This window comes from Bacillus sp. SIMBA_031 (genome assembly GCF_046535225.1).
Taxonomy (GTDB): domain Bacteria; phylum Bacillota; class Bacilli; order Bacillales; family Bacillaceae; genus Bacillus; species Bacillus velezensis.
This window is the reverse complement of sequence record NZ_JAWRXC010000004.1, coordinates 1-17,552: the sequence shown is the minus strand read 5'-3', so window position 1 is coordinate 17,552 and position 17,552 is coordinate 1. Positions and strand designations below refer to the sequence as shown.

Below are 17,552 nucleotides of genomic sequence, written 5' to 3'. Positions count from 1 at the left end.
AAAAGACAATTCACGACACAAAAAGATAAAATTTTACATATACAATGTATAGTGCACAATAAATCTATCATTATCTCAAAATAGTTTTTTGATTAAAATAAAAACTCCCCTGCTGATCAGGAGAGTTTTTATTTAGGTATCCGAATGGTAAGCTGGATGTACTCTTCGAATTCTTCTTCTTCAGTATTCAGTCTGACTCCGCTGTCTTCTACCATAGACAGTGACTGACGAATCGTATTCATCGCAATTCTTGTATCCCTGCTGAACGCTTTGCGTCTCGGCTTTGGTTTCTGCTTATTCTGTTCAAGCATTTTCACCACTCTGTCTTCCGTCTGCTTAACGTTTAAGCTTTTCTCAATGATTTCCGCAAGCAATGTGACCTGAAGCTCCGGCTGTTTGAGCGGAATCAGTGCTCTTGCATGACGTTCCGTAATTTTTTTCTCCATAATCGCATCCTGGACGGGTTCCGGGAGCTTTAACAATCGGAGCTTGTTCGCAATCGTTGACTGGCCTTTTCCTAAGCGCTGCGCCAAGGCTTCCTGTGTTAAATCATGAAGTTCTAACAGCCTTGCGTACGCATGAGCTTCCTCAATGGAGGACAATTCTTCCCTTTGCAGGTTTTCAATCAAAGCGACAGATGCTGTTTCCGTATCAGAAAAATCTTTAATAATTGCGGGAATCTTCTCCCATTCAAGCGTCTGTACCGCTCTCCAGCGCCTTTCACCCGCAATGAGCTCATATTGTCCTTCATCTTCTGTATGTCTGACAACAATCGGCTGAATGATGCCGTGTGTATGGATAGTCATTGCTAACTCTTTGATTTTTTCATCTGAGAAAATGGTGCGTGGCTGAAAACGGTTGGGAACGATAGCATGTACCGGTATTTCGAGTATCTCTTCTTTGTTTGTATCATGCTCAGCTATCTCCGGTTCCTCTTCCTTCTCACCAAACCCGAAGAAACGAGAGAATGAATGCTTCATGTACCTACACCACCTTTAAAAACTGCCATTTTTATAATTCTATTTTCTCATGGTTTTTCCTGCTGTATCTTCATCAATTTTGCAGAAAATATGATGGAATTGTCACATCAGGCTGTCTAAATTACCCTTCAATTGGCGATTTATTTGGAGTACCCGGTTTTCTCGGATATTTTTTCGGAGTGCTTTTCGTCTTGCGAATGATCATAATGTTCCGTTCACTTTCTTCAACAGGAAGTGTAAAGGAATGAACTTGTTCAAGCTCTCCTCCCAATACTTTAATCGCCTTTTGCCCCGCTTTCAGCTCTTCATCAGCTGCTGCTGCTTTTAGTGCCGCAAATACGCCGTTTTTCTTGGCCAGCGGCAGACAAAGCTCACTCAGGACCGACAGACGCGCCACCGCACGGGCCGTCACGAGATCGAAACTTTCCCGGACGTCTTTCCGCTGTCCGAATGTCTCCGCTCTGTCATGGACAAATGTCGTATGCTCTAATTGTAAAGCATCAGAGAGAGTTTCCAAAAACGTAATCCGCTTATTCAGTGAATCGACGATGGTGACATGCAGATGCGGGAAGCAGATTTTGATGGGCAGGCTTGGAAAACCGGCGCCGGCGCCGACATCACAAAGAGTGGTGACCTTTTCAAAATCAATATAAAATGCCGCCGTTATCGAATCATAAAAATGCTTGAGATAAACTTCCTTTTTCTCAGTGATGGATGTCAGATTCATTTTTTCGTTCCATTCCACAAGCATCCGGTAATACAACTCGAATTGCTCCAGCTGGCGGTCAGAAAGGGAAATCCCTTTCTCCGCTAAACTGGATGTAAATTCCTCTATATTCATGCCGTCATCCTTTCTATTCAGCTACCTTGGCAATACGGCCCTGCTCCAGGTATACCAGCAGGATTGAAATGTCTGCCGGATTGACGCCGGAAATACGGGACGCTTGAGCAACTGATAAAGGACGCACTTCTTTCAGCTTTTGACGGGCTTCAGTAGCAATTCCTTTAATGGCGTCATAATCAATCCGATCAGGGATTTTTTTGTTTTCCATTTTCTTCAGCTTTTCCACTTGCTGCAAGGATTTTTCGATATATCCTTCATATTTCACCTGAATTTCCACTTGTTCCGCCACATCTTGCGGAACCGGAGAATCTGCAGGCGCAAGTTTTGTCACTGTTTCATAGTTCATTTCCGGACGTTTCATTAAATCTGTGCCGCGCACTCCGTCTTTCAGCTCGCTTCCGCCGAGTGAACGGATATATTCCTGATTCTCAGGAGACGGCTTGATAATAACAGACCAGAGACGTTTTTTCTCTGCCTCGATCGCCGCTTTTTTCTTCTCAAACGCTTCATAGCGCTCATCAGAAATTAAGCCGATATCGTGGCCGATTTCCGTCAGACGAAGATCCGCGTTGTCGTGACGGAGCAGCAGTCTGTATTCCGCCCGTGAAGTCAGCAGACGGTACGGTTCATTGGTTCCTTTCGTTACCAAATCATCAATCAATACACCGATATAAGCATCGGAACGGCTGAGGATCACTTCTTCTTTTCCAAGCGCTTTGCGGCCTGCGTTGATCCCTGCCATAATTCCTTGCCCGGCTGCTTCCTCATAACCTGATGTACCGTTAATTTGACCGGCTGTGTACAGGTTAGGGATTTTTTTCGTCTCCAGTGTAGGCCAGAGCTGTGTCGGTACAATTGCGTCATACTCAATCGCGTATCCGGCTCTCATCATCTGCACCTTTTCCAGTCCCGGAATGGTCGCCAGCATCCGCTGCTGCACGTCCTCAGGAAGACTCGTGGATAAACCTTGAACGTATACTTCCTGCGTATTTCTGCCTTCCGGCTCAAGGAAAATCTGATGACGCGGTTTATCATTAAACCGAACGACTTTATCTTCAATCGAAGGGCAGTATCTCGGTCCCGTTCCTTTAATCATACCGGAATACATTGGCGAACGATGCAGGTTGCTGTCGATGATCTCATGAGTCTCAGGACTCGTGTAAGTCAGCCAGCAAGGCAGCTGATCGGTAATGTATTCAACCGTTTCATATGAGAAAGCGCGCGGAACCGGGTCCCCCGGCTGGATTTCTGTTTTGCTGTAATCAATGGAATCGCTTGAGACACGAGGAGGCGTGCCCGTTTTAAAACGGACGAGATCAAAACCGAGCTCCTCTAAGTGCTCAGAAAGTTTAATAGACGGCTGCTGGTTATTCGGGCCGCTTGAGTAAGACAGATCACCGAGAATGATCCGCCCTCTTAAATACGTTCCGGTTGTCAGCACGACCGTTTTTGCCTTGTATTCAGCACCGGTTTGCGTAATGACACCGCGGCACTCTCCGTCTTCAATGATTAAACGCTCGGCAATCCCTTGAAGAAGTGTCAAATTCGGTGTTTTTTCCAGCGTATGCTTCATTTCGTGCTGATATTGGAATTTATCCGCCTGCGCACGCAGCGCCCGTACGGCCGGACCTTTTCCTGTATTCAGCATTCTCATTTGAATATGAGTTTTATCTATATTTCTAGCCATTTCTCCGCCGAGCGCGTCAATTTCGCGGACGACAATCCCTTTCGCGGGGCCGCCGACAGACGGATTACATGGCATAAACGCAACCATATCAAGATTAATCGTCAAAACAAGCGTTTTGGCTCCCTGGCGCGCGGATGCGAGGGCAGCCTCAACACCGGCATGCCCGGCGCCGATGACAATCACGTCGTATTGGCCTGCTTCATACCCCATGGTTTTTTCCTCCCTTTTATTTACCTAAACAAAATTGTGAAAAGAGCTGATCAATTAAGCTTTCGTGGACGGCATCACCGATGATTTCGCCCAGCAGTTCCCAGCACCTTGTCAAATCAATTTGGACCATATCAATCGGAACATCCTGTTCAATTCCGTTCAGCGCATCATCAATCGCTTGCTTTGCCTGATGCAGAATCGAGATATGACGGGTGTTGCTGACATAGGTGAGATCTCCGCTTTCGATCGCTCCTGTATAAAATAGCGACTGAATCGCTTCCTCTAAATCTTGAATGCCTTCTTCTTTCAGCAATGAGGTCGTGACGACAGGCCGGCCTTTCGCCAGTTCCTTGACGCGCTCAGCGTCAATCTTAGCCTCAAGGTCCGTCTTATTCATAATCACAATGACGTCCATTCCCTCAACCGCTTCAAACAATTTCACATCTTCTTCAGAAAGCTCTTCGCTGTGGTTAAGCACAAGCAAAATGAGATCCGCTTCCTTCAGAACCTGCCGTGACCGTTCCACACCGATTCTTTCGACGATGTCTTCTGTCTCACGGATTCCCGCGGTATCGACAAGCCGAAGCGGCACGCCTCGCACGTTGACATATTCCTCAATCACATCACGCGTCGTTCCCGGAATATCGGTTACGATCGCCTTCGTTTCATGGACAAGGCTGTTAAGCAGAGAGGATTTTCCGACGTTCGGACGGCCGATGATCACGGTAGACAGTCCCTCACGCAGAATTTTCCCCTGCTCAGACGTACGGAGCAGCGCCTCGATTTCTTTCTTCACGCCGCTTGCCTTCTCCACTAAAAGCTGATGCGTCATTTCTTCGACGTCATCATATTCCGGATAATCTATATTAACCTCAACATGGGCAAGTGTTTCTAACAACTCATCACGCAGACGGCGGACAAGCGCGGAAAGCCGTCCTTCCATCTGGTTCATGGCGACATTCATGGCACGGTCCGTTTTGGCCCTGATCAGATCCATCACCGCTTCCGCCTGTGATAGGTCAATCCGTCCGTTTAAAAATGCGCGCTTCGTAAACTCACCGGGTTCTGCCAGTCTCGCACCTTCTCTTAAAGCAAGCTGGAGCACCTGATTAACCGTCACAATACCTCCGTGACAATTGATTTCAATGACATCTTCCCTTGTGAATGTTCTGGGCGCTCTTAAAACAGACACCATGACTTCCTCAATAATCCGTCCCGTCGTGCTGTCCGCGATATGCCCGTAATGAATGGTATGCGATTCTGCCGAACTGAGCGTTTTGCCTTTCGGACCCTTGTACATTTTGTCGGCGATCTTTACGGCTTCCGGGCCGCTCAGCCGAACGATCGCGATCGCGCCTTCACCCATCGGAGTTGAAATCGCTGCAATTGTATCCATGCTGTTCACCTCTCTTTATCTCTGTTTCCATCTATATAAAAAATTTTATTTACGCCAAAATTAAAAGATAACATAGTTTGGTTTGAAGTGGAAGATACGTTATCCACAAAGGCAGAAATTCATCCCTTATTACTTTAACTTATCCACATGTGAATAACAATTAATTTTATTTCCTAAAACCTTTTTTATCAACAGCATAGACCGAAAAAGAAAAAACTTAAACGCAAAAAATGCGATTCTGCTTAGGAATAGAGCCATTTTTACCAATAAAAAAACCGAAGTTCCGATTTTACCCGGACTTCGGTTTTCTGCTATCTTTATGGGAAATAACGAGATGGCGGTACCGGCCTTCACCGGTAGAAAACGTTTTGATATTTGGATGCTTTGACAGCGCGTCATGGATGATTTTTCTTTCACCTGACGGCATCGGTTCTAAATGCACATCTTTTTTCGTTTTCGACACTTGCTTGGCCAGCCTGTTTGCCAGCTGATCCAGAATTTCTCTTCTTTTCCGCCGATAATTCTCAGCGTCGACAACAGCTTGGCGATACTGGCCGGAGCCGCGGTTCAAAACAAGCTGCGTCAATGTTTCCAGGGCATTGAGTGTTTGTCCTCTTTTGCCAATAAGCAGCGCCGCTTTTTCACCTTTAATGTGAAAACAGACTGTTTTCTTGTTTTCTTCCGTAACAATCTCAGAAGGCCCGGCAATGGAATGGATGATTTCTTCCAAATACGCTTTCGCTTCCTGAACAGGATTTCTTTTCTCTTCCAGTTCTACGATCGCATTCTTTTTCCCGAAAATACCCAAAAACCCTTTATATTCTTCTTGCACCACCGTTATTTCTACTTGATCTTTCGTCAGTTGAAGTTCCTGAAGGCCTGATTGAACTGCTTCTTCGACATTCCGTCCCGCAGCAGTCACCTTCTTCACTTTTTCTTTCCTCCCGCTTTCTGCGTTTCCGGATCGTGTTTAATGTCAGGTCCTTTAATAAGGAATGTCTGAGCAATCATAAACAGGTTTCCGACTACCCAATACAGAGAAAGCGCGCTCGGGAAGTTGATCGCAAATACGATAATCATGATCGGCATAATCCATACCATCATTGCCATTTGAGGATTCTGAGTCGGATTTCCGGCCATCATCAGCTTCTGCTGGACAAAAGTGGCCACACCCGCAACGATAGGAAGAATATAGTAAGGATCCTTCTCTCCTAGGTCAAACCATAAAAAGCTGTGCTGTGAAATGGCTTGCGTACGCATAATGGCGTGGTAGAATCCGATCAAAATCGGCATTTGAATCAGGATCGGGAAACATCCCGCCAGCGGGTTTACCCCGTGCTTTGAAAACAGGGCCATCGTTTCCTGCTGAAGCTTCTGCTGCGTTTTTTGATCTTTAGAGCTGTATTTTTCTCTGAGCTTCTGCATTTCAGGCTGCAGCGCCTGCATTGCTTTTGAGCTTCGAAGCTGCTTGATCATCAGCGGCAGAATCAGCAGACGAATTAAAATCGTAACGATGATGATCGATAAACCATAGTTATCGCCCGTCAGTTTCGCTACGTACGTAATAACTTCTGACAATGGATACACAACATATTTGTCCCAGAAATGCGGACTATTCGCCGTAATCGGCTCTTTCACACTCGAGCACCCGGCCAGCAGCACGAGCATACCGACCATACTCAGTAGTAACCATATTCTCCTTTTCAAGAACGTTTCCTCCTATACCAATCTTTATGAACCTTGTATGTATTTTAGCATCTTTCAGTTTCAAATGGCGTTCATTTTTCGCCAAATAAAAGGAAGCGCTTTTAAAAACGTGAAGAAAACAAAATATGAGCTATTTTGACGAAGATTTCTTATATAATGAGGTTTTTCTGAATAAGTGCTGCAGACTCTTTTTCGTTTCTTCAAAACTGAGATCGCCGGCGGGTTTTCTTGCGATAATAATAAAATCTTTCGGCTTGAGCAGCTCTTTTTCCTCCTGAACAGCCTGTCTGATTAACCGCTTCACCCGATTGCGCACGACGGCATTGCCGATTTTTTTACTGACAGAAAGCCCTACCCGGAGCTCTTCCTGTTTCGGCTGATCAAGCGTATACAGCACGAACTGGCGGTTTGCCATAGACGTTCCGCGTTTAAACACTTTTTGAAAATCTTCATTTTTCTTTAACCGATTTCGCTTCTTCACTTTAATTCACTCCGATATTCACTCGCAGAAACTTTTATTTCTATCTAAAAAAAACGGGCCGCCGGAATACTGAAGAAATTTCTCCAGTACCGGGCGACGCATGACATCACTTTTCTCTTAATGTGAAAAAAGACCACTGACATTATTCAGTGGCCTAAGCTGATAATACTTTTCTGCCTTTGCGGCGACGGCGTGCTAATACTAGACGACCGTTTTTTGAACTCATACGGCTTCTGAAGCCATGAACTTTACTGCGTTTACGGTTATTCGGTTGGAATGTTCTTTTCATTTATGACACCTCCCTCGAGGAATAGCTGTTAAAGACAGTCTTACTTATTATATTTGTGCTGCCTATTCATTGTCAACTTTAGCAGTGCTTTTATTTCTTACAACCATAATAGGATAACATACCTTAACCAGTTTAGAAACCTTATTTTTCATATTCCTTTTTTTAACGCAAAAAAAAGCCGCGCTCCCCCGAAAAAACGACATGTGGATAATTTTTTTGCCTTTTTTTAATATCCACAGTTGTTATCGACAACATTTTCACATTGCTAACCCCTGTGGACAAAGATTTTTCAACAAGTTGTCAGGTTTGTGGATAAGATTACGAGAACCATTGCAAGTCCTCGCTTAATTTGATATTATATTTGTGTTTTAACTCTTAATTACTTATCCAGCCCATTCTCTTTATCCACAAACTGTGGATAAGTTGTGGATTGTTTTCACACAGCTTGTGTAGATTGTTGTCCACAACTTGTGGAATTTGTCGAAAAGCTGTTTTTCTACTATACTATATGTTTTCAACATTTCGTGTGTACGAATGGTCAGAGCCATATGCTCTTTTTTTGTGTTCTATAACAGGGAAAGGGCGCTGATTTTTAAAGAAAAGGAGGGCTGTGCCGGATAATGGAGAATATATTAGATCTTTGGAATCAAGCTCTAGCTCAAATTGAGAAAAAGCTAAGCAAACCGAGTTTCGAAACTTGGATGAAGTCGACGAAAGCCCATTCGCTGCAAGGGGATACCTTAACCATCACCGCTCCCAATGAATTTGCCAGAGACTGGCTGGAGTCCAGGTACTTACATCTCATTGCAGATACCATATACGAATTAACCGGGGAAGAATTGAGCGTCAAATTTGTCATTCCTCAAAATCAGGACGAAGAAAACTTTTTACCGAAACCGCAAGTGAAAAAAGCGGCAAAAGAGGAACCGTCTGATTTTCCCCAAAGCATGCTCAACCCGAAATATACATTCGACACATTCGTCATCGGATCGGGAAACCGATTCGCCCATGCAGCATCACTGGCTGTGGCGGAAGCACCCGCTAAAGCGTACAACCCTTTATTTATATACGGGGGAGTCGGCTTAGGAAAAACCCACTTAATGCACGCGATCGGCCATTATGTCATTGATCATAATCCTTCAGCCAAAGTGGTGTACCTATCTTCTGAAAAATTCACAAATGAATTCATCAACTCAATCCGCGATAATAAAGCCGTTGATTTCCGCAACCGCTACCGGAACGTTGATGTACTTTTGATAGATGATATTCAATTTTTAGCCGGAAAAGAACAAACACAGGAAGAGTTTTTCCATACATTCAACACGCTTCATGAAGAAAGCAAACAAATCGTGATTTCCAGCGACAGACCGCCGAAAGAGATCCCGACCCTTGAAGACCGCCTGCGTTCGCGGTTCGAATGGGGATTGATTACGGATATCACACCGCCGGATCTGGAAACGCGGATTGCCATCCTGAGAAAGAAAGCGAAGGCGGAAGGCCTTGATATTCCGAACGAGGTCATGCTTTACATCGCGAATCAGATTGACAGTAACATCCGCGAACTGGAAGGGGCATTAATCCGGGTTGTCGCCTATTCATCCTTAATCAATAAAGACATTAACGCAGACCTGGCTGCAGAAGCATTGAAAGATATTATTCCGTCTTCTAAGCCGAAGGTCATTACGATAAAAGAGATTCAGCGGATTGTCGGACAGCAGTTCAACATTAAGCTTGAAGATTTCAAAGCGAAAAAGCGTACGAAATCCGTGGCGTTCCCAAGACAAATCGCGATGTATCTTTCAAGAGAAATGACAGATTCTTCTTTGCCTAAAATCGGGGAAGAATTTGGCGGCAGAGACCATACAACCGTCATTCACGCCCATGAAAAGATTTCAAAACTGCTGATTGATGACGAGCAGCTTCAGCAGCAGGTGAAAGAAATAAAAGAACTTCTTAAATAATAGTGTCCTCGGATGAATCGGGGAAAGTGTGAATAACTTTTTCATAGCCATACACAGTCTGTCCACACGTGGATAGGCTGTGTTTCCTGTCTTTTTCACAACTTATCCACAAATCCACAGGCCCTACTATTACTACTGCTATTTTTAAAATATATTAATTATATTATCCGTTAGGAGGATAAACATGAAATTTACGATTCAAAAAGATCGTTTAGTCGAAAGTGTACAAGACGTTCTAAAAGCCGTTTCATCCAGAACCACAATTCCCATTCTCACTGGTATTAAGATCGTCGCCTCAGATGAAGGTGTATCTTTCACAGGAAGTGACTCTGATATTTCAATCGAGTCATTCATTCCGAAAGAAGATGATGATAAAGAAATCGTGACGATCGATCAGCCGGGAAGTATCGTACTGCAAGCGCGTTTCTTCAGTGAAATCGTTAAAAAACTGCCGATGGCGACTGTTGAAATCGAAGTTCAAAATCAATATTTAACGATTATCCGTTCCGGAAAAGCCGAATTTAATTTAAACGGCCTTGATGCAGATGAATATCCGCATCTACCGCAAATCGAAGAGCATCATGCCATTCAGATTCCGACGGATCTTTTAAAAAACCTGATCCGCCAAACCGTGTTCGCTGTGTCCGCCTCAGAAACACGCCCTATCTTGACAGGTGTAAACTGGAAAGTCGAAAACGGTGAATTATTATGCACTGCCACGGATAGCCACCGACTCGCTTTAAGAAAGGCGAAGCTTGATATTCCGGAAGACAGCTCTTATAACGTGGTCATTCCCGGGAAAAGCTTAACCGAGCTGAGCAAAATTCTTGATGACAACCAAGAACTGGTTGATATCGTGATTACAGAAACCCAAGTGCTGTTCAAAGCGAAAAACGTATTGTTCTTCTCAAGATTGCTTGACGGAAACTATCCGGACACGACCAGCTTAATTCCGCAGGAAAGCAAAACGGAAATCGTCGTGAACACGAAGGAATTTTTACAGGCGATAGACCGTGCTTCTTTATTGGCGAGAGAAGGCCGCAACAACGTTGTAAAGCTTTCTGCCAAACCGGCGGATTCGCTTGAAATTTCATCAAATTCTCCGGAAATCGGAAAAGTGGTCGAAGCTGTGATGGCTGACCAGATTGACGGCGAGGAATTAAATATTTCATTCAGTCCAAAATATATGATGGACGCACTGAAAGTACTTGAAGGAGCGGACATCCGTATCAGCTTTACGGGAGCGATGAGACCGTTTCTTATCCGTACGCCGAATGATGAAACCATCGTTCAGCTCATCCTTCCGGTCAGAACGTATTAATCAAACAGAATGTGCTGCCGGCTTAGTTCGGCAGCTTTTCTATTCATCAGCCGCTCCCTCAAGTTTTCCCTTTCCTTATTTCAGGATTTTTTAGTACAATTAGATATTAGTGATATTTGAAAGAGGTCGATAATATGGCAAATCCGATTTCGATTGATACAGAAATGATTACGCTTGGCCAGTTTTTAAAATTAGCCGATGTGATTCAGTCCGGCGGCATGGCGAAGTGGTTTCTGAGCGAGCATGAGGTGACTGTCAACAATGAACCTGACAATCGCCGCGGCAGAAAGCTTTACGTTGGAGACGTGGTCGCGATTGAAGGATTTGGTTCATTTCAAGTCGTCAATTAAAGCGGGTGACAGCGGTTGTATATCCAAAATTTAGAATTAACATCCTACCGTAATTATGAGCGCGCTGAGCTTCAATTCGAAAACAAGGTGAATGTGATCATCGGGGAAAATGCCCAAGGCAAAACCAATCTGATGGAAGCCATCTATGTCCTTTCGATGGCAAAGTCACACCGCACCTCAAATGACAAAGAACTTATACGGTGGGACGAAGACTATGCTAAAATAGAAGGAAGAGTGATGAAGCGTAACGGGGACATCCCGATGCAGCTTGTCATCTCCAAAAAAGGTAAAAAGGGCAAGGTCAATCATATAGAGCAGCAAAAACTCAGTCAGTATGTCGGAGCGCTGAACACCATTATGTTTGCCCCTGAGGATTTAAATCTCGTCAAAGGAAGCCCTCAGGTGAGGAGGAGATTTCTCGATATGGAGATCGGGCAGGTTTCTGCCGTTTATCTGTATGATTTATCTCTTTATCAAAAAATCCTTTCACAGCGGAATCATTTTCTGAAACAGCTGCAAAGCCGGAAACAGACTGACCGGACCATGCTTGACGTTCTCACTGATCAGCTGATTGAAGCAGCCGCAAAAGTTGTCGCCAAACGTCTGCAGTTTACGGCGCAGCTTGAAAAATGGGCGCAGCCGATCCATTCCGGCATTTCCCGGGGACTTGAAGAACTGACGCTTAAGTATCACACGGCGCTTGATGTATCAGATCCCAAAGATTTGTCGAAAATAGGTAACAGCTACCAGGAGTCTTTTTCGAAATTAAAAGAAAAAGAAATAGAACGAGGCGTCACATTATTCGGACCGCATCGGGATGATGTCCTTTTTTATGTGAACGGACGCGATGTGCAGACGTACGGTTCGCAGGGACAGCAGCGTACGACGGCTTTGTCTTTGAAGCTGGCCGAAATAGATTTGATTCATGAAGAAATCGGAGAATACCCCATTTTACTTTTGGATGATGTACTAAGCGAGCTGGATGATTACCGACAGTCCCATTTGCTTCATACGATCCAAGGCCGTGTGCAGACATTTGTCACCACGACAAGCGTGGATGGCATTGACCACGATACCTTACATCAAGCAGGAATGTTCCGTGTGGAAAACGGTACGTTAGTGAAGTGAAGAAATGAGGTGAGCGATTGTATATTCATTTAGGTGACGACTTTGTCGTTTCAACACGCGATATCGTCGGCATTTTTGACTGCAAGGTCAATGTATCGCCGATCGTTGAAGAATTTCTGGACAGACAGAAAGAAAAAGTAGTGCCGTCCGTAAACGGCACGCCAAAGTCTATCGTAGTCACGACTGAGAATATATATTACTCTCCCTTATCTTCCGGCACACTGAAGAAACGTGCGCAATTTATGTTAGAAATAGATTCTTAGCGGATCTTTACAATGAATATATCGTTTAAGAAAAGTGTAGGTGAATGTGCATGGCTATGGAACAGCAGCAAAATAGTTATGATGAGAATCAGATACAGGTATTAGAAGGTTTGGAAGCTGTTCGAAAGAGACCGGGGATGTACATCGGATCAACTAACAGCAAAGGCCTTCACCACTTGGTGTGGGAAATCGTCGACAACAGTATTGACGAAGCCCTGGCCGGTTATTGTACAGATATTAACATCGAGATTGAAAAAGATAACAGCATTACCGTTAAGGACAACGGGCGCGGAATTCCGGTCGGTATCCAGGAGAAGATGGGCCGCCCTGCGGTTGAAGTCATCATGACCGTTCTCCACGCCGGCGGTAAATTTGACGGAAGCGGATATAAAGTATCCGGCGGTCTTCACGGTGTAGGGGCGTCTGTCGTAAACGCTTTGTCGACTACTCTTGATGTTACGGTTCATCGTGATGGAAAAATCCACTATCAGGCGTACGAGCGCGGTGTACCTGTGGCCGATCTTGAAGTAATCGGTGATACTGATAAGACCGGAACGATTACGCACTTCGTTCCGGATCCGGAAATTTTCAAAGAAACAACCGAATACGACTATGACCTGCTTTCAAACCGTGTCCGGGAATTGGCCTTCCTGACAAAAGGCGTAAACATCACGATTGAAGACAAACGTGAAGGACAAGAACGGAAAAACGAGTACCACTACGAAGGCGGAATCAAAAGCTATGTTGAGTACTTAAACCGTTCCAAAGAAGTCGTTCATGAAGAGCCGATTTATATCGAAGGCGAGAAAGACGGCATAACGGTTGAAGTTGCATTGCAATACAACGACAGCTATACAAGCAATATTTATTCTTTCACAAACAATATCAACACATACGAAGGCGGCACGCACGAAGCCGGATTTAAAACCGGTCTGACCCGTGTCATAAACGACTATGCAAGAAGAAAAGGGATTTTCAAAGAAAATGACCCGAATTTAAGCGGGGATGATGTGAGAGAAGGGCTGACTGCCATTATTTCAATTAAGCACCCTGATCCGCAATTCGAAGGGCAGACGAAAACGAAGCTCGGCAACTCCGAAGCGAGAACGATCACTGATACGCTGTTTTCTTCTGCGCTGGAAACATTCCTTCTTGAAAATCCGGACTCAGCCCGCAAAATCGTTGAAAAAGGTTTAATGGCCGCAAGAGCGCGGATGGCAGCGAAAAAAGCGCGGGAATTGACCCGCCGCAAAAGTGCGCTTGAGATTTCCAATCTGCCGGGCAAACTGGCGGACTGTTCTTCTAAAGATCCGAGCATTTCCGAGCTGTATATCGTAGAGGGTGACTCTGCGGGCGGATCAGCTAAACAGGGACGGGACCGTCATTTCCAAGCCATTCTGCCGCTGCGCGGTAAGATTCTGAACGTTGAGAAAGCCAGACTTGATAAGATTCTCTCAAACAATGAGGTCAGATCAATGATCACGGCCCTCGGAACAGGAATCGGAGAAGATTTTAATCTTGAAAAAGCGCGTTATCATAAAGTGGTCATCATGACGGATGCCGATGTTGACGGCGCCCACATCAGAACGCTTTTATTAACGTTCTTCTACAGATACATGCGGGAAATCATCGAAAACGGCTATGTCTACATTGCCCAGCCGCCGCTTTATAAAGTGCAGCAGGGAAAACGGGTGGAATACGCTTATAATGATAAGCAGCTTGATGAGCTGTTAAAAGAACTTCCGCAATCACCTAAGCCCGGCCTCCAGCGTTATAAAGGTCTTGGAGAAATGAACGCGACTCAGCTTTGGGAAACGACAATGGACCCTGCGACCAGAACGCTTCTGCAAGTCAATCTTGAAGATGCAATGGACGCTGACGAGACTTTTGAAATGCTGATGGGTGACAAAGTAGAACCGCGGAGAAACTTCATAGAAGCAAACGCCAGATACGTGAAAAATCTTGATATTTAACCAAGAAAGCCTTATTTTCGTTAAGAAATAAGGCTTTTTTCTCAAAGCGGCTTCTAAAGCCTCTGAAAACCCGCAAAACCCGTATATTCTACTAAATTAATGTGTATAAACACAAGTTTATTGATATAATGGAGAATAGTGAAATCGTATTGAAGATCATAATGGACAATCTACTCCCACATTATTTCATGTGATACTTCAGGGAGGTTTTTTTAATGAGTGAACAAAACACACCACAAGTACGTGAAGTCAATATCAGTCAGGAAATGCGGACATCCTTCCTGGACTATGCAATGAGCGTTATCGTATCCCGGGCGCTTCCGGATGTGCGTGACGGTCTGAAGCCGGTTCACAGGCGGATTCTGTACGCAATGAATGATTTAGGCATGACCAGTGACAAACCATATAAAAAATCTGCCCGTATCGTCGGTGAAGTTATCGGTAAGTACCACCCGCACGGTGACTCAGCGGTTTACGAATCAATGGTCAGAATGGCGCAGGATTTTAACTACCGCTACATGCTTGTTGACGGACACGGCAACTTCGGTTCGGTTGACGGCGACTCAGCGGCCGCGATGCGTTACACAGAAGCGAGAATGTCAAAAATCGCAATGGAAATCCTCCGGGACATTACGAAAGATACGATTGATTATCAAGATAACTATGACGGCGCAGAAAGAGAACCTGTCGTCATGCCTTCGAGATTTCCGAATCTGCTCGTAAACGGAGCTGCCGGTATTGCGGTCGGAATGGCGACAAATATTCCTCCGCATCAGCTTGGGGAAGTCATTGAAGGCGTGCTTGCCGTAAGTGAGAATCCTGAGATTACAAACCAGGAGCTGATGGAATACATCCCGGGCCCGGATTTTCCGACTGCAGGTCAGATTTTGGGCCGGAGCGGCATCCGCAAGGCATATGAATCCGGACGGGGATCCATCACAATCCGGGCTAAGGCTGAAATCGAAGAGACATCATCGGGAAAAGAAAGAATTATTGTCACAGAACTTCCTTATCAGGTGAACAAAGCGAGATTAATTGAAAAAATCGCAGATCTTGTCCGGGACAAAAAAATCGAAGGAATTACCGATCTGCGTGACGAATCCGACCGTAACGGAATGAGAATCGTCATTGAGATCCGCCGTGACGCCAATGCTCACGTCATTTTGAATAACCTGTACAAACAAACGGCCCTGCAGACGTCTTTCGGAATCAACCTGCTGGCGCTCGTTGACGGACAGCCGAAGGTACTAAGCCTGAAACAATGTCTGGAGCATTATCTTGATCACCAAAAGATTGTGATCCGGCGCAGAACGGCTTACGAACTTCGCAAAGCGGAAGCGAGAGCTCACATTCTGGAAGGTTTAAGAATCGCTCTCGATCATTTAGATGCTGTTATTTCTCTTATCCGCAGTTCCCAGACGGCTGAAATTGCGAGAACAGGTTTGATCGAACAATTCTCACTGACTGAAAAACAAGCGCAAGCCATTCTGGATATGCGCCTTCAGCGATTAACCGGTCTGGAGCGCGAAAAGATTGAAGAGGAATATCAATCACTTGTTGCGCTTATCGCCGAGCTGAAAGATATTTTAGCCAATGAAGAAAGAGTTCTTGAGATCATCCGTGAAGAGCTCAATGAAATCAAAGAGCGTTTCAATGATGAGAGACGCACTGAAATCGTGACGTCCGGTCTTGAAACAATTGAAGATGAAGATCTTATCGAGAGAGAAAATATCGTCATCACACTGACCCATAACGGCTATGTTAAACGTCTCCCGGCGTCCACATACCGCAGCCAAAAACGGGGCGGAAAAGGCGTACAGGGAATGGGAACGAATGAAGATGACTTTGTGGAACACTTAATTTCCACATCAACGCACGATACGATCCTGTTCTTCTCTAATAAAGGGAAGGTCTACCGTTCTAAAGGTTATGAAATCCCTGAATACGGCCGTACGGCAAAAGGCATTCCGATTATTAACCTTCTGGAAGTTGAAAAAGGCGAATGGATTAATGCCATTATTCCGGTCAGCACGTTTGATGAAGAGCAATACCTCTTCTTTACGACCAAACAAGGGGTGTCGAAACGTACGGCACTGTCCCAGTTTGCGAATATACGGAATAACGGGCTGATCGCCCTAGGTCTCCGGGAAGATGATGAACTGATGGCCGTCCGCCTGACTGACGGCAAGAAACAAATCATCATCGGAACGAAGAACGGTTTGCTGATCCGTTTCCCTGAAGAAGATGTAAGACAAATGGGACGCACAGCTGCGGGTGTTAAAGGCATCACGCTGACAGACGATGATGTCGTTGTAGGCATGGAGATTCTTGAAGAAGACTCCCACGTCCTCATAGTGACAGAAAACGGCTACGGCAAACGCACACCGGCTTCAGAATACAGAGTTCAAAGCCGGGGCGGAAAAGGCCTTAAAACATGTAAAATCACTGACAGCAACGGTCCGTTAGTAACTGTGAAAGCAACAAAAGGCGAAGAGGACTTAATGATTATTACGGCAAGCGGCGTGTTAATCAGAATGGATATTAATGATATCTCCACTACGGGACGCGTAACACAAGGCGTCCGTCTGATCCGCATGTCTGATCAAGAGCATGTAGCCACTGTGGCGCTTGTAGAAAAGAATGAAGAAGAGCCGGAAGAAACGGAAGAAGTATAAACGTAAAAGCGCAGCCTGTTACAGCTGCGCTTTTACTATATAAAGAAATGAAAAAAAGCTTTGACACATAGTGATGATGCTGATATAATCATTTTTGTTGTCTTTTTAATAGAAAGGCAAGCCTAGCGAAAATATTTTTTAAAAAAGTATTGACCTAGCAAACTAAAAATGTTATGATTAAGAGGTCGCTTCGAGAGAAGTGAAAAAAGTTCTTTGAAAACTAAACAAGACAAAACGTACCTGTTAATTCAAAGTTTTAAATAAATCGCACAGCGATGTGCGTAGTC

General features: G+C 44.8%; 15 protein-coding genes. 7 read left to right on the top strand and 8 right to left on the bottom strand.

The window, feature by feature from the left end:
* Nucleotides 1-128: 128 nt before the first annotated feature.
* From noc to rpmH, 8 genes are all read right to left on the bottom strand, one after another.
* Nucleotides 129-980, bottom strand: a complete 852-nt coding sequence (gene noc, locus SB724_RS12790; RefSeq protein WP_007615083.1) for a nucleoid occlusion protein — start codon at nt 978-980, stop codon at nt 129-131.
* Between the two features lie 121 nt (nt 981-1,101).
* The gene (gene rsmG / locus SB724_RS12785; protein ID WP_007409901.1) at nt 1,102-1,821 is read right to left on the bottom strand and encodes a 16S rRNA (guanine(527)-N(7))-methyltransferase RsmG; all 720 of its coding nucleotides are present in this window, start codon (nt 1,819-1,821) and stop codon (nt 1,102-1,104) included.
* Between the two features lie 13 nt (nt 1,822-1,834).
* Nucleotides 1,835-3,721, bottom strand: coding sequence for a tRNA uridine-5-carboxymethylaminomethyl(34) synthesis enzyme MnmG (gene mnmG, locus SB724_RS12780; protein WP_007615086.1), 1,887 nt, complete (start codon nt 3,719-3,721; stop codon nt 1,835-1,837).
* Nucleotides 3,722-3,737: 16 nt separating this feature from the next.
* Nucleotides 3,738-5,117, bottom strand: a complete 1,380-nt coding sequence (gene mnmE, locus SB724_RS12775) for a tRNA uridine-5-carboxymethylaminomethyl(34) synthesis GTPase MnmE (protein WP_007409903.1) — start codon at nt 5,115-5,117, stop codon at nt 3,738-3,740.
* Between the two features lie 289 nt (nt 5,118-5,406).
* Nucleotides 5,407-6,048, bottom strand: coding sequence for an RNA-binding cell elongation regulator Jag/EloR (gene jag / locus SB724_RS12770; protein WP_017418434.1), 642 nt, complete (start codon nt 6,046-6,048; stop codon nt 5,407-5,409).
* Complete coding sequence (spoIIIJ, locus tag SB724_RS12765) at nt 6,045-6,794, bottom strand: YidC family membrane integrase SpoIIIJ (protein ID WP_007409906.1); 750 nt, start codon at nt 6,792-6,794, stop codon at nt 6,045-6,047. The genes jag and spoIIIJ overlap by 4 nt, the downstream gene beginning before the upstream one ends.
* A gap of 160 nt (nt 6,795-6,954) precedes the next feature.
* Nucleotides 6,955-7,305, bottom strand: a complete 351-nt coding sequence (rnpA, locus tag SB724_RS12760; RefSeq protein ID WP_004392944.1) for a ribonuclease P protein component — start codon at nt 7,303-7,305, stop codon at nt 6,955-6,957.
* A 154-nt stretch (nt 7,306-7,459) separates the two neighbouring features.
* The gene (gene rpmH / locus SB724_RS12755) at nt 7,460-7,594 is read right to left on the bottom strand and encodes a 50S ribosomal protein L34 (protein WP_003178075.1); all 135 of its coding nucleotides are present in this window, start codon (nt 7,592-7,594) and stop codon (nt 7,460-7,462) included.
* A gap of 620 nt (nt 7,595-8,214) precedes the next feature.
* Between rpmH and dnaA the strand changes: the two genes are divergently transcribed.
* The 7 genes from dnaA (at nt 8,215) to gyrA (ending at nt 17,265) form a co-directional block, all read left to right on the top strand.
* Nucleotides 8,215-9,555, top strand: coding sequence for a chromosomal replication initiator protein DnaA (gene dnaA, locus SB724_RS12750; protein ID WP_007409908.1), 1,341 nt, complete (start codon nt 8,215-8,217; stop codon nt 9,553-9,555).
* A 184-nt stretch (nt 9,556-9,739) separates the two neighbouring features.
* Nucleotides 9,740-10,876: a DNA polymerase III subunit beta gene (gene dnaN, locus SB724_RS12745; protein ID WP_069006958.1), complete on the top strand. Its 1,137-nt coding sequence runs from the start codon at nt 9,740-9,742 to the stop codon at nt 10,874-10,876.
* A gap of 134 nt (nt 10,877-11,010) precedes the next feature.
* Entirely contained in the window at nt 11,011-11,226 is a 216-nt protein-coding gene (gene rlbA, locus SB724_RS12740) for a ribosome maturation protein RlbA (RefSeq protein WP_004392910.1), read from the top strand.
* Between the two features lie 15 nt (nt 11,227-11,241).
* Nucleotides 11,242-12,354 carry a DNA replication/repair protein RecF gene (gene recF, locus SB724_RS12735; RefSeq protein ID WP_007409910.1) on the top strand — a complete coding sequence of 371 codons (1,113 nt, stop codon included), beginning with the start codon at nt 11,242-11,244 and terminating at the stop codon, nt 12,352-12,354.
* 17 nt (nt 12,355-12,371) lie between these two features.
* Complete coding sequence (remB, locus tag SB724_RS12730) at nt 12,372-12,617, top strand: extracellular matrix regulator RemB (protein WP_004392908.1); 246 nt, start codon at nt 12,372-12,374, stop codon at nt 12,615-12,617.
* Nucleotides 12,618-12,673: 56 nt separating this feature from the next.
* A complete protein-coding gene (gene gyrB / locus SB724_RS12725) occupies nt 12,674-14,590 on the top strand; it encodes a DNA topoisomerase (ATP-hydrolyzing) subunit B (RefSeq protein ID WP_007409911.1) in 1,917 nt (638 codons plus the stop codon).
* A 215-nt stretch (nt 14,591-14,805) separates the two neighbouring features.
* Nucleotides 14,806-17,265 carry a DNA gyrase subunit A gene (gene gyrA / locus SB724_RS12720; protein ID WP_032875298.1) on the top strand — a complete coding sequence of 820 codons (2,460 nt, stop codon included), beginning with the start codon at nt 14,806-14,808 and terminating at the stop codon, nt 17,263-17,265.
* Nucleotides 17,266-17,552: the final 287 nt, after the last annotated feature.